Origin of the sequence: Desulfuromonas acetexigens, from assembly GCF_900111775.1 — a bacterium.
GTDB lineage: Bacteria > Desulfobacterota > Desulfuromonadia > Desulfuromonadales > Trichloromonadaceae > Trichloromonas > Trichloromonas acetexigens.
Genome location: NZ_FOJJ01000012.1, coordinates 258,924 through 273,348, shown reverse-complemented (window position 1 = coordinate 273,348; position 14,425 = coordinate 258,924). Strand labels below are relative to the sequence as shown.

At 63.0% G+C, this 14,425-nt stretch carries 7 protein-coding genes; 6 read left to right on the top strand and 1 reads right to left on the bottom strand.

Annotated features, from left to right (window positions below; genetic code table 11):
• Positions 1-99 precede the first annotated feature (99 nt).
• The 4 genes from glgA to BQ4888_RS07800 are packed head-to-tail and all read left to right on the top strand — an operon-like array spanning position 100 to position 9,702.
• Entirely contained in the window at positions 100-5,037 is a 4,938-nt protein-coding gene (gene glgA / locus BQ4888_RS07815) for a glycogen synthase GlgA (RefSeq protein ID WP_092056066.1), read from the top strand.
• A gap of 33 nt (positions 5,038-5,070) precedes the next feature.
• Positions 5,071-5,301, top strand: a complete 231-nt coding sequence (locus BQ4888_RS07810; protein WP_092056062.1) for a hypothetical protein — start codon at positions 5,071-5,073, stop codon at positions 5,299-5,301.
• Complete coding sequence (locus BQ4888_RS07805; protein ID WP_170232790.1) at positions 5,279-6,292, top strand: ABC transporter substrate-binding protein; 1,014 nt, start codon at positions 5,279-5,281, stop codon at positions 6,290-6,292. Before BQ4888_RS07810 ends, BQ4888_RS07805 begins: the two co-directional genes overlap by 23 nt.
• Entirely contained in the window at positions 6,289-9,702 is a 3,414-nt protein-coding gene (locus BQ4888_RS07800; protein WP_092056057.1) for a PhnD/SsuA/transferrin family substrate-binding protein, read from the top strand. The genes BQ4888_RS07805 and BQ4888_RS07800 overlap by 4 nt, the downstream gene beginning before the upstream one ends.
• Positions 9,703-9,792: 90 nt before the next feature.
• Here BQ4888_RS07800 and BQ4888_RS07795 read toward each other — a convergent pair whose 3' ends face one another.
• Positions 9,793-10,725, bottom strand: coding sequence for a LysR family transcriptional regulator (locus BQ4888_RS07795; protein ID WP_170232789.1), 933 nt, complete (start codon positions 10,723-10,725; stop codon positions 9,793-9,795).
• Between the two features lie 303 nt (positions 10,726-11,028).
• Between BQ4888_RS07795 and BQ4888_RS07790 the strand changes: the two genes are divergently transcribed.
• Positions 11,029-12,021 carry a GSU2203 family decaheme c-type cytochrome gene (locus tag BQ4888_RS07790; RefSeq protein ID WP_092056049.1) on the top strand — a complete coding sequence of 331 codons (993 nt, stop codon included), beginning with the start codon at positions 11,029-11,031 and terminating at the stop codon, positions 12,019-12,021.
• A gap of 15 nt (positions 12,022-12,036) precedes the next feature.
• Positions 12,037-14,397, top strand: a complete 2,361-nt coding sequence (locus BQ4888_RS07785) for a GSU2204 family CXXCH-containing (seleno)protein (RefSeq protein ID WP_254884770.1) — start codon at positions 12,037-12,039, stop codon at positions 14,395-14,397.
• Positions 14,398-14,425 lie beyond the last annotated feature (28 nt).

Below are 14,425 nucleotides of genomic sequence, written 5' to 3'. Positions count from 1 at the left end.
CACCCTGCCCGGAGCCCTTGATCGTCGTCCGTTCAGAACGCCTTCATCACCCCGGCGCGAGCCGAAGATCGCTTCGCGCCGAGGATCAAAGGATCGACCATGACCCCAGGCAAGCCCCACCCCCCTTATTTCCCCCTGTCCCTGCAAGTCGCCGCCGAGGCCTGGCAGCGCCTGGAACTGAATCCGAAGAGCGTGCTCGCCGATGCCGAGCGCCGGCTCTTCCAGATTCGTCAGCTGGCCGAAGCCCTGCGCCGCCACGCGGCGCCGGAGCGTCCGCCCCGCGCCGGGGAACTCAACCTGCTGGCGCTGCTCAACCGCGCCCTGCGCCATGTCGCCGGGCGCTATCTGGAGCTGCGCGGTTGCCGCATCACCAGCACCCACATCGAGCTGGGAGGTGTTCCCAAACGACTGCCCAGCCTGCCGAAGACCCTGGGGCACCTGATCGAGCTCTTCCCGCCGGCGGCGGTCTGGCTCGGTGCCGACCCGAAACGCTACCTGAACGGTCCCCAGGGGGATGGACGCCGTCTCGAAAGCCTGATCGAACTCTTCATCCTGGCGGTGCAAAACGGCAACCTGGCAGCCCGGACCTACCGCCCCCTCTTCGCCGACGACGAACTGGCGCGGCGGGCTGCCTATCGGCAAGTCCTGGCGGAACTCGACAGCGAACTGGGAAAAATCGCCGTCCCGGGCGTCTTCGGCGGCACACTGCTCGACCTGCTCCTCGCCCCCCTCAAGGCCGCGCCCGACTCCCTGGCCGGACAGCTCGGCTTCATCCGCCAGCAATGGGCGGGTATCATCCCCGAAGAGATGCTGAACGAGTTGGAAGTGGCCTTCGCCATCATTCACGAGGAAGAGATGCAGCGGGGCTTCGTCGGCACGGGCGCCCCGCTGCCGGTACCGACTTTCGGCTGGGCGGCGGAGCACGAAGTGGAAGCGTTCTCCCCCGACACCGACTGGATGCCCAATGTGGTGCTGATCGCCAAGACCATCTACGTCTGGCTCGACCAACTGGGTAAACGCTACGACCGGCCGATTCACCGCCTCGACGACATCCCCGAGGAAGAACTCGACCGCCTCGCCCGCTGGGGCTTCAACGCCCTCTGGCTGATCGGCCTCTGGCAACGCTCCCCCGCCTCGCGGAAGATCAAGCGCATCTGCGGCAATCCCGAGGCCGAGGCCTCGGCCTACTCGCTCTTCGATTACGCCATCGCCGACGATCTCGGCGGCGACGAGGCTCTCGCCCGTCTGGAAGAACGCTGCCTGCGCCGGGGCATCCGCCTCGCCAGCGACATCGTTCCCAACCATACCGGGCTCGACTCCAAGTGGATGCGGGAGAAGCCCGACTGGTTCATCCAGCTCGACCATCCCCCCTACCCGGCCTACCAGTACCACGGCCCCGATCTCTACGACGACCCCGACGTCACCGTGCAGATCGAGGACGGCTACTACGATCACAGCGACGCGGCGGTCGTCTTCCGCCATCAGGATCACCGCACGGGCCGGGTGCGCTACATCTATCACGGCAACGACGGTACCCACATGCCATGGAACGACACCGCCCAGCTCAACTACCTGATCCCCGAAGTGCGCGAAGCGATGATCCGCACCATCCTCGGCATCGCCCGGCGTTTCCGGGTGATCCGCTTCGACGCCGCCATGACCCTGGCTAAGAAGCACTTCCAGCGCCTCTGGTTTCCGCAACCCGGCGGCGGCCAGGGAGTACCGTCCCGGGCCGAGCACTGGCTGGCCAGGGAGGCCTTCGACGCAGCCTTCCCGGTGGAGTTCTGGCGCGAGGTGGTCGACCGGGTCGCCGCCGAGGTGCCCGACACCCTGCTCATCGCCGAGGCCTTCTGGCTGATGGAGGGCTACTTTGTCCGCACCCTGGGGATGCACCGGGTCTACAACAGCGCCTTCATGAATATGCTCAAGCGCGAGGATAACGGCAAATACCGCCAGGTGCTGAGCAACATCCTCGAATTCGAGCCGGGCATTCTGCAGCGCTTCGTCAACTTCATGAACAACCCGGACGAAGACACCGCCGTCGCCCAGTTCGGCAAGGCGGATAAATATTTCGGCGTGGCGGTAATGCTCGCCACCCTCCCGGGTTTGCCCATGTTCGGCCACGGCCAGATCGAGGGTTTTGAAGAGAAGTACGGCATGGAGTACCGCCGCGCCTACTACGACGAGGTCGTGGACGAGGCCTTCGTCCGTCACCACGAGGCGCAGATCTTCCCCCTGCTGCGCCGCCGCCATCTCTTCAGCGGCGCCGAAAACTTTGAACTCTTCGACTTTTTCCAGGAAGGTCAGGTCAACGACAACGTCTTTGCCTACAGCAACGGCGTCGGCGACGAGCGGGCGCTGGTGCTCTACCACAACCATTACGGTGACTGTGAAGGCTGGCTGCACCAGGGTCTGCCCCGGCAACGGCCGGACAGCGATGTGCCCCGCGCCAATTCCTTGGCCGCGGCGCTCGGTATCCGTGCGGGAGAACGTTGGTACTGCCGTTTCCGCGAGCATCGCGCCGGCCTCGAATACCTGCGCACCGGGGATGAGCTGGCGGCAAACGGCCTCTTTTTCAGCCTCGGCCCCTACCAGTACCGGGTTTGCCTCGACTTCGTCGCCCTTTACGATGAAGACGGCGCCTGGGGCGAACTCTACCGGCGCATCGGCCACGCCCCGGTCGCCGATCTCGACCGGGAGCTGCGCAAGATCCGCTTCCGCCCCGTCGGCGACGCCTTCCGCGCCCTGCTCGAAGTCGCCCTGCGCCAACCCCTGGCGGCGATCCTCGCCCGGGAACCGGCGGAACTCGAGAAACATCCCGACTACCGGGAATTCCTGGCGCGCATGACGGGCTTCGTGGAAACCCTGGCCCATTTCGCCCAGCCTCTTCCCCCGGCCGAGGCGGTGCTCGCGGCCATTCGCCGCCAACTCGACGATCTGCGCCTGCTCAGCCGCTTGACCAGCAAGCGCCCCGGTGAAAATCTGGCCTTGGCCGGACTGCGACGGATCCTCACGGAAGGGCTGCCGAATCGTGTTATTCTCCCCTTTTTGCTGCTGCGGCAGATCGGTGGGCTCGCTCCCGGCAACGAGGCGAGTCGCCGCGGTGCCGCCTGGATCGAGGAATATCTCCTCGGCGACGCCCTGCAGGAGACGTTGGCCGACGCCGAGGCCCGCGCCACCCGACAACTGGTGACGGTGCTCGTGCGCCATCAGGGTTTCTGGCTCCCGGGCCGACAGCGCCAATCCTTCCGGGAACTGCTCGGCGACCCGGCGGTGCGGGAATACCTGCGGATCCACTGGCATGAAGGGATCGAGTGGTTCAACCAGGAACGCTGGGACAGCCTGCTCGACGGCCTGCTCGTCGCCGCCGCCTGCAGCGCCGTCCAGACCCTGAAAGAGGATCGGCCCGAGCTGTTGAACTGGCTGACCCGGCGCTTCGAGCAACACGCCGCCGCCCGCCAGTCGGCGCGGGAGGCGGGCTTCCAGCTGGCCGAACTGCTGCGCCTCAGCGCGCCTCAGACGGCCCCCGCCCCGGCGCGCAAACCGGGCAAGAAGCTGAAAGTTCTGATGATTGCGTCGGAGGTCACGCCCTTCGCCAAGAGCGGCGGGCTGGCCGACGTGGCCGGGTCCCTCCCCTGGGCACTGCGCGCCCTCGGGCACGACGTCCGCATCGTCATGCCCTATTATCGCACCATCGCCCAACGCGGCGATGCCGTCGCGATGGATCTGGCGAGCGCCATCGTCCCCCTCGACGGCACCCCGCTTCAGGTCACGCTCCATCAGGGAGATCTCGACGGAGTGCCGGTCTACTTTGTCGCGCAGGCCGCCCTCTTCGACCGCGACGGCCTCTACGGCGGCGCCGAGGGGGATTTCTGGGACAACGCCCAGCGCTTCGGCTTCTTCGACCGGGCAGTCCTGGCGCTGCTGCCGCGCCTCGGCTTCAAGCCCGACATCCTCCATCTCAACGACTGGCAGACCGGCCTGATCCCGGCGCTGCTGCGCACTGAGCATGACGACGACCCCTTCTATGCCGGCGCCGCCACGGTTCTGACCATCCACAACCTCGGCTACCAGGGGCTCTTCGCCGGCCAGCATCTGGAAACCCTCGACCTCGACCACCAGCTCTTCGGGGTCGACGGCCTCGAATATCACGGCATGCTCTCCTTCCTCAAAGCCGGACTGACCCAGAGCGATCTGCTGACCACCGTTTCGGAAACCTACTGCCGGGAAATCCAGACCTCGGAGATGGGGATCGGCTTCGACGGCATCCTGCGGGCGCGCAAGGACGACCTTTTCGGTATCGTCAACGGCCTCGATCCCGGGCAGTGGAATCCGGCCACCGATCCGGCCCTGCCCCAGCCCTACGACGCCGACCTCCTCGACGGAAAAGCCGTTTGCAAGGCGGCGCTGCAACGGGAACTGGGGCTGAGCGAAAGCCCGAAGACGCCGATCGTCGCCATGATTACCCGGCTGGCAACGCAGAAAGGGCTGGATATCGTCGAAGCGGCCTGGGAGGAAATGCTGCGCCGCCCGCTGCAGTTCGTGCTCCTCGGCACCGGCGAGAAGGAGCACATGGAGCGCTTCGAGCGCCTGCGCCACCGCCATCCGGGGCGGGTCTCCATCAACCTCTCCTTCGACGACGACCTGTCGCGGCGGATCTACGCGGGGAGCGATCTCTTTTTGATGCCGAGTCGCTACGAGCCCTGTGGCCTCGGCCAGCTCATCGCCCTGCGTTACGGGGTCATCCCCATCGCCCGCCGCACCGGCGGCCTAGCCGACACCATCGTCGATCCGGAACAGGACTGGACCCGCGCCAACGGCTACCTCTTCGACGCGCCCACGGCCGAGGCCCTGCTCCATGCTCTCGACCGCGCCTTGGGCCTGTATGCCCGCCCCGAGGACTGGAACAACATGGTCCGCGCCGGCATGCGCCAGGATTTTTCCTGGGAGCGCTCGGCCGAGCGTTATCTCGAGCTCTATCGGCGGGCACTGACGAAACGGCGGGAGAAAACCCCTGAATCGACCCTGCGGGATTGATTTTCATCCTCCGAAAAAGCTAACATTTAATCCATGAACGAAGAACAAATACCGGAATCCGGCAACGACAGGACATCCCCCACCAACGAAGGGGCGGAACCGACCCCATTGGCCGACCGCTTCCCCGAACTGGCCGAAATCGAACGGGAGGTGGCGGCGCGCATCAGGGACAATCAGCGTTTTCTCGAACGTTTCATGGATGAGGATTTCGCCGAGGAAGCAGAGGAGTCGGGGGAGGAAGATGGCGATTTCGAAGAACTTTAATTCGTGCGCCCACGGTCTCTCCCGCCGCCGCTGCCTGGCCCTGCTTGCGGCTCTGCCCGGCCTTGCCTGGTTGCCCGGCTGCAGCGCCTTTGGCATCGAGCCCCTGCGCATCGCCGCCCACGGCTGGCTCGGCTACGCCCCCCTCTTTCTGGCGCGGGATCTGGACTATCTGCCGAAAAACGACGTCCATCTGATGGAAAGCCTCTCCGCCGGCGATTCCATGGAGCTGCTGCGCGGCAAGGCCGTCCATGGCGCCGGTTTGACTCTCGATGAAGCCCTGCGGCTGCGGGACGAAGGGCTGGATCTGCGGATCGTCCTGATCTTCAACCAGTCCCTGGGGGCCGATGTCCTGCTGGCGCGGGGGAATATCCACACCCTAAGGGATCTGGCCGGGCGGCGGCTCGGCGCGGAAACGAACGCCGTCGGCATGCTCATCGTCGATACCGTGCTCAAGGCGGCGGGACTCGCCCCGGATCAGGTAACGCTGGTATCAATCGGAGCCGATGGCCACGAAGCCGCCTGGCGCTCCGGCGCGCTCGACGCCCTGGTGACCTACGAGCCGATCGTCAGCCGGATTCTCAACAGCGGCGGCGCCCACCGCCTCTTTGACAGCCGGCAAATGCCCGACACCATCTTCGATGTGCTGGTGGTCCGCGCCGACAGCCTCTCCCGCCATGAACGACACCTGAAACTGTTGCTGCGTGGCTACTTTCAAGGTCGGCGCCTGCTGCGCGACAACCCCATCGACGCCTCTTACCGCCTGACCAACTTTCTCCGCATCGACCCGGATGCGATTATCGCTGCCTACCGCTACCTCGAACTGCCCGATGCCGTCATCAACCGGCGCTACCTCACCCCGGGGAGCACCTCGCTGATCCCGGCAGCCGAGCGTCTGGCCCGCTGGATGACCGACACTGGACTGTTGCACCGGCCGCCGCGCCTGGACAACCTGCTCAGCGCCGCCTATCTCCCCCGGGAGTCCGGGTTATGAGCCGCACTTTCCTCTCCTGTCTCGGGGCTCTGCTGTTGCTGATCTTCGCAGCCGCGCCCCTGCCGGCCACCGAGGCCGAAAGGGAGGTGGAAACCCTCTCCCTGGCGATTACCGCCTACCGGGAAAAGCCCTATGTCGAAGAACAGTGGGCCCCTCTGGTGGATTATCTCAACCGCAACCTGCGCGGCTTTCGGGTGCACCTTGTGGCTCTCCCCCTGGAAGAGATGGTCGAGGCCATCGACCGCCACAAAGTCGACTTCGTCCTGACCCCTCCCACCCACTATATCCAGCTCTCCCACAGCCACGCCATCTCTTCGCCGCTGGTCACACTCATCAACACCGAGGACGGCAAACCGATTCGCGCCTTCGGCGGCGCTATCGTCACCCTGACCAAAAACCGCGACATCCACTCGCTCCGCGATCTCGTCGGCCGCCGGGTCGCCACGCCGAGCAGCAAATCCCTCGGCGCTTTCATGATGCAGAACTTCGAATGTCTGCGCCAGGGGATCGACCTCAACCGGGATGCCAAGATCCTGGAGACCGGCATGCCCCACGATCGAGCCATCGAGGCCTTGCTGCGCGGCGAGGCGGATGCGGCCATGATGCGGACCGGAGTTGTCGAAATGCTCATTCGGGAAGGGCAGATCCGCCCCGGGGAGTTGCGCATCATCAACGACCAGAACCTCCCCCACTTCCCCTTGGCTCTCTCCACCCGCCTCTACCCTGAATGGCCGCTGCTGGCCATGCCCCATGTGGGCGAACAGGCGGCCAACGCCATGACCGCCGCCCTGCTGCAGCTCCCTTTGAAAGGGGATGTGGCGCAGGCCATCGGTATCCACGGCTTTTCCATCCCCCTGAACTACACGCCGATCCGGGAACTTCTGGAAACCCTCCGCGAGCCCCCCTTCGACGTCCCCCCCCAGTTCACCGCCGGGGATGTCTGGCAAAAATACCGGCTGCCGGCGACGGTCGCCATCTTCATGAGCGCCCTGGTCTTGCAGCTGACCTTGCTGGTGATGCACAAAAATCGCCGGTTGCAGGTGGAAAAAGCCCGCGCCGAAGCCGGCGATGCCCTGCTGCGCAAGCTCTCGGCCCAGGTGCCGGGGATGATTTTTCAATCCCGGCTCTACCCCGACGGCCGCTTCACCCTGCCCTACGCCAGTGAGCGAATTCAGGAAATCTATGCCCTGAGTCCAGAACCTTTGCGGGAAAGCGCCGAGCCGATTTTTTCCGTGATTCACCCCGAAGATCTCGACGAGGTGAAAAAGAGTATCCAACGCTCTGCCGCCACCCTGGAGGTTTGGCGCAATGAGCATCGGGTGCTGTGGCCTGACGGCACCATCGGCTGGCGCGAAGGGGTTGCGTCTCCAGAAAAACTACCCGACGACAGCACACTCTGGCACGGTTTCATCACCGATATCTGTGGACGCAAGGCGATGGAAGCGGCACTGCGCGCCAGCGAAGAGCAGTTCAAAAGCCTCTTCAACGACCCGATGGTCTCCCTCATCCTTCACGATCCGGAAACGGGCGCCATCGTCGATGCCAACCCGGCGGCGATCGCCATGTATGGGCTCAACCATCTGGAAGAGCTGCAATCCTTCGATTTCTGGCTGGATCCCCCCTACTCCTTCGCCGATGCCCTGGTCTGGCTGCGCAAGGTGCGGGACGAAGGAGAACAGAGCTTCGAATGGCTCAACCGGCGGGTCAACGGCGAACTTTTCTGGGAACTGGTCCAGCTCAGCCCAATCAAGATCGGCGGTCAGGATCGGGTGCTCGCCACCTCCATCGACATCACCGACCGCAAGCGGGCCGAAGAAGCCCTGCGCACCCTCAACCGTAAGCTCGCTGACCAGACCCGGCGGGCCGAAGAAGCCAATGCCGCCAAGAGCCAGTTTCTGGCCAATATGAGCCACGAAATCCGCACCCCCATGAACGGCGTCGTCGGCATGGCCGAACTGCTTTTGGCCACGCCGCAGACCGAAGAGCAGCGACACTACACGGAAACGATTCGCGCCAGCGGCGACGCTCTGCTTGCCCTGCTCAACGACATTCTCGACCTCGCCCGCGTCGAAGCGGGCAAGCTCTCCCTGCGCAGCGAGGACTTCGATTTTCGTCAGCTGATTTTTGAGGTTTCGGCGGCGATCTCCGCCCGCGCCCAGCGCAAAGGGCTCAAATTCAGCGTCCAGGGAACGGCGGAAATCCCCGAGCGGCTGCGCGGCGATCGCGACCGGCTACGGCAGGTGCTCACCAACCTGCTCGACAACGCCGTCAAGTTCACCGATCAGGGGGAAATCAGCCTTGGCGTGACCCCGGATGCCACCACCGCCGGCGGCATCCTGCTGCGGTTTTCCGTGCGCGATACCGGCATCGGCATCCCCTCGGAACAACTGCCGCGCCTCTTCGACAAATTCATGCAGATTGACGGAAGCAACGTCCGCCGCCATCCCGGCAGCGGCCTGGGGTTGGCCATCTGTCGGGAGCTGGTCGAACTGATGCAGGGCTCCATCGGCGTGGTCAGTTCTCCCGGCAAGGGCTCGGAATTCTGGTTTACCGCCCGGCTGGCGGAACCGGCGCAATCGGCGGCAGAGCTTGCCGAGGGCGAACGTCCGACGGCGGATTCATTTACGCCGTGGCAGGGGCAGGCGAAAATTCTCCTCGCCGAGGACAACCCCACCAACCAGCGCGTCGCCCTGGGCCTGCTGCGCAACCTGGGGCTCGCCGCCGACGCCGTCGATAACGGTCGCGCGGCCCTGGCGGCCCTCGAACGGCAAGACTATGACCTGGTGCTGATGGACATTCAGATGCCGGGGATGGACGGCCTGGCGGCGACACGGGCGATCCGCGAACCCCAATCCAAGGTACGCAATCCAGTCGTGCCGATCATCGCCATGACCGCCCACGCCATGAGCGGTGACCGGGAGCGTTGCCTGGCCGCCGGAATGAACGACTACCTGACCAAACCGGTCTCCGGCCAGACTCTGGCCCAGGTGCTGCGCCGTTGGCTGCCGCCGAAACCGGAGACCGAGACCGCCCAAACGTCCCGGGAAAATGCCGCGCCCCCGACAGAGATTTTCAACCCGGCCGATCTCCTCGATCGCCTGATGGACGACCGCGAACTGGCCTGCTCAGTGCTGCACTGGTTCCTCGACGATGTCCCGAAGTGCCTGGACCATCTGCGCGAGGCGCTGCTCCGGGAGGATGTCGAAACCCTGGGGCGCCGCGCCCATTCCCTGAACGGCCTCGCCGCCAACGCCGGTGCACCGCGTCTGCGGGATCGAGCCGAGCAGCTCGAAACCGCCGCCAACGAACAGGAGTTGGACAAAATCGCTGCTCTCCTGCCGCAAGCCGAGGCCGCCGCCGAAGAAGCCTACGCCGTCATCCGCGCCTTTTTGGCCGAGACGGATGGCTGAGCCTCCTCAATCATCCCCCCATAAAAAACAGCGACGCCGCGCCCGAGATATTCGGTGCGCGGCGTCGCTGTTTCTGTATGAAAAACGAGGTCAGGGAAGGGCCAACCCGTCCGTGTGCCGACGCCCCCGGTCACTGAAAAGGGACTGAAGGCTGGCGATAAAGTTGCTGATCAACGGGTCCTCGCTGCGTGCGGCGAGATGGAAGGCCGCGCGGGAACGGACATGGGTGAAGTCTTTGACGTAGTGAGCGCGCAGTCGGTGGTCGAGGAGATAACCCCGCACCAGGCTGCGCGAAACGAAGGAGATGCCACAACCATCGAGGGCCGAACCGATGCACAGCCGCAGATCATCGGAAATCACCACCCGTTTGAAATCATTGATGTCATGCCCCAGATTGGCGAGATTCTGCCGCAGCAGGTTGCGCGAACTGCAGCCGTCGCGGCGGGCATAGATGGGAAATTCGAGCAGACGTTCGATTTCCATGGGCGTTTCGGGAAGGTCCATGGAAGGGGCACTGATAAAGACCAGCTCGTCATCAGGGAGGGGATAAACGACAAAGGATTCCGGCGGAATCCCGTCGCAATACTCGATCACCGCCAGGTCGTATTCCTTGTTTTGTACCCCGACTATCGCCTCAGCCGGCTGCTTGAAAATGAACTTGAGGTCATGAACGTCGGCGTTGCGCAGCACGAAATCGCTGAGAATGCGCGGCAGATAGGCCATGCCGAAGGTCGGCGTGCAGCAGATAGAAAGGCGCTTTTCTCCCTTGAAGGAGCTCAGACGATCGACCAGTTCCCGTTCTTTGGCGAGAATCTCCCTGGCCTTTTCCAGCACCAGCAGGCCGGCGCCGGTGGGCTCCAGCTGCGTCCCGCTGCGGTCGAAGAGCTGATGCCCGTAGTTTTCTTCGAGAAACTTGATGCGCTGGGAGACCGCCGACTGGGTAATATGCAACGACTCCGCGGCCTTGGAAAAACTTCCCGTTTCACAGACCTTGACCAAGGTCTGAAAGTAGCGTGTTTCCATCCTCTCCCCCACCTTTCTCATTTTCCATCTATATCGATGCGGACCGAATTATAAAGCAAAAGCCGTGCCCTATCCATAGATAAATAAGGATATATGAATAAAAGATAGAAGTCGCGCTAATAGGGGGCATAAGAAACATTCGCTTTACCGATAAAACCCCGCTGAGTATGGTGTTTCCGTTAAAAAATGCGAAATGAATAACGGAAAGGAGGAGGAGAACCCCTGGGAGAAAAAAGAGAAAAGAGGCGATTAACCAAATTGGTGCGAGATGCCAAGCCAAAAAGAGGAGTGAAAGGAGAACTCATGTCCAACACGTCGCGACACCATGCCCGATGGCTGCTGCGGCTGCTTCCCGTGTTGCTGTTGCTGGGGGCCTGTGCCACCGGTGCCATCCGCGAGAAGCTGCTGACTCTGCCGACCATCGAAGGCGCCACTTACGTCGGGGAAGAGACCTGCGTCGAGTGTCATGAAGACAAAGGCGCTTCCATGGCCCACAACATTCACGGACGCCTGGCCGATTTCGAGTACATGGGCGGCCAAAAAGGCTGCGAATCCTGCCACGGCCCCGGCAGCCTGCACGTCGACGGGGAGGGGGACACGGACAAGATCCTCAACCCGGCAACCCTCACCGCCGAGGAGTCGGCGGCAATCTGCGCCCTCTGCCACACCAGCGGCAAACTCATGGACTGGACCCACAGCGAACATGCCCTGGTCGACCTGAGCTGCAGCGACTGCCACACCATGCACGGCCATGAAAAACCGCTCAAAGCGAACTTGAAGCAGGAAGACCCGGCCCTCTGCTACAGCTGCCACCAGGAGCAGATGGCCCAGAGCAACTTCCCCTCGCACCATCCGATCAAAGAAGGGAAGATGAACTGCTCCAGCTGCCACAACGCCCACGGCGAGTTGCTCACCGACGAGCGCAAGAACGACCTCTGCCTCAACTGCCACAGCCGCTACCAGGGGCCCTTCGTCTTCGGGCATGCCCCGGTCGAGGACGACTGCACCATCTGCCACGATCCCCATGGTTCGGTCGCCAATAACCTGCTGGTGCAGAACGAGCCCTTCCTCTGCCTGCAGTGCCACGAAGGTCACTTCCACATCCTGCGGCAGTCCAACTACGATGCCAATCCGAACGACGCGACTTTGCCGTCGGCTACGGCCAACATCGTCAATGTGCATGGGCAGGAAGGTTTCCAGACATCCTTCGGCACCAAGTGCACCACCTGCCACAAAACGGTGCACGGCAGTGACTATCCGTCCCAGCCGCTCAGTGGCCACGGCCTGACCCGTTAACCCAAGGAGGAAGAAATGAGGCAACCCCAATCTTGGCTGCTTGCATTGCTGTCCGTCCTGGCCTTGATGTCGACCGCCGCCACGGCTTCCGCCGAAGAAAAAATCTTCGGCGGCCATGTGGAGGTCGGCGCCACCGGGATTAACACCAAGGACAACGCAGCCCGCGTCAACGAATATGTCCGAGGCCGCTCCGAAGACGGTCTCAGCTTCGCCCCCAAACTCTTTGTCGAAGGGGATCTGGGCGAGCATTCGGCCTTTGAACTCGAAGCGGACGCCAACGGCCCCCGCGACCAGCAATTCAACATGGAACTGGATGCCGGGCGGATCTTCCGGCTCGGCCTCGACTACCAGGTGCTGGAACACTGGAAGGACCACGAAACCCTCGACCAAATGGGCGCCACCGGCCGGGACGACACCGGCGGTTCCCAGCCGAGCGTCACTACAGACAAGATTTTCTCCAATCTTCCGGCCGGCGCAAGTGTCGGCGGCGGCACTTTGCCCGTGGGCTACGATCCCCTCCAGGCCTACACCGAGGAACTCTCCAACGACTATCTGGTGACCCGCCGTGAACTCAAGAGCGAAGCGGCCCTGGTCATCCCGGCCCTGCCCAACGTCATCTTCCATGCCGGCATGCGTATCGAAAAACGTCAAGGCATGGAGCAGGCTATCGGCATGACCAAGTGCGACAGCTGCCATGTCAGCGCCGTCGACAAGAAGATCGACGAAGTCACCGAAGACTACACCTTCGGCGCCACCGGCAAGTTCGGGCTGCTCACCGTCGACTACGAGTATCTGACCCGCACCTTCTCGGAAAGCGGCTCGACCCCTTTCCGCTACTACGAGGACGCCCAGAACGGTACTGCTTACAACATGCTGTATGAAAACGGTGACTACCCCTTCGGCCGTACACCCGATTCGGAAAAGGACAGCCACGCCCTCAAGGCTCGCATCGACCTGCCCAAGGACACGAGCCTGACCGCCAGCTACGTCAAATCGGACATCGAAAGCTCGAAGAGCCAGACGCAAGGGGAATATCTGCTTCTCGACGGCAGCACCCTGAAGAGCGAATACGAGTCTTTCGGCGGCAAACTGGCGACCAAGTTCGGCAAGAACCTGCGCCTCTCCCTGCGCGGTAGCATGTATGACATCGATGTCAACGGCAATGAAATGTATTACCCGGCCCGGGATGCCGCCAATGCGGCAGCCGCCTGGCCGGAAACCAATACCGACGCCTGGCATTCGGCGGAAGCTCGCAAGGTCAAGGAAGTCGGCGCCGACCTCGTCTATCGCCTGGCCCGGGGGACCACCTTACGCCTCGGCTACGAGTTCGAAGAGGTCGATCGGGACGTAGAAGAACTGCTGGAAACCGATACCCACACCTTGAAAGCGTCGGTCAAGACCCGGCTGAACAAGGCCCTCTCCGGCAACCTAAGCTACCAGTTCCAGAAGATCGACGATCCCCTGCCCGGCGCCCATGTCGGCATCGCCCAAGGCGACCCCCTGGCCATTCAGGATCCCCTTGGTTCGGGCTTGTGGTATTACAACACGGCGCTGATGAATACGCCTAACGATCAGCTGCCTGCGGCCACCCCCGACAATACCTGGTACTGGACCGACGTCTACCCCAACCGGCAGCTGACATCGACCATCCTTCCCGATGAAGTGCACGAGGCGAAGCTCTCCACCACCTGGGCGATCAGCGCCAACAAAGCGGCAACCTTCTTCGCCCGGGTGCGCCAGGCGGAAAACGACGAGGTGGAGTTCGAGCAGACCACCTATGTCCCCGGAGTCAGCCTCTGGTACGCGCCCAACGGCAAGATGAACCTGACCATGGCCTACACCTTCAACAAGCAGGAGACGGAGAACCAGATGTGCGTCGGCTGGTACCATGGCTGAGCGAACGACGTCTCGTCGGGCCAGTTTGGCTCGATCTGCAACACTGCTGAATACAATACCGACGTCCACACCCTCGCCCTCAACCTGGATTACCAGGCGACGGAAAAACTGAAGATGAATGCCGGCTTCACCTATAATCGCGCCAAGAGCAGCTGGGACTGGGATTTCACCGAACGCGCCCAGATGTTCCCGGAGAACAACCTGACCACGCCGCTGGCCGATACTGGCATCGAAGCGCCCGGGCCTTATGGCTCGGTCAACTACGACACCTGGGAAATGAACAACACCGTGGACGAGTATTCCGATCTCGCCTACCAGCAGTATCAGTTTACCCTGGGTGGTACCTATGAATTCACCGACGCCTTCTACACTTCGGCCTCGGCGACTTACGACATCTTCCGTTCGAAGGAAGCCTATGTCTACGGCGACGAAGACGGCAAGGCCTACTACGCCTATCTCGGCTTCGGCTACCGCTTCTAGAAACGATTCCTTTTCCATGTTTCATTCG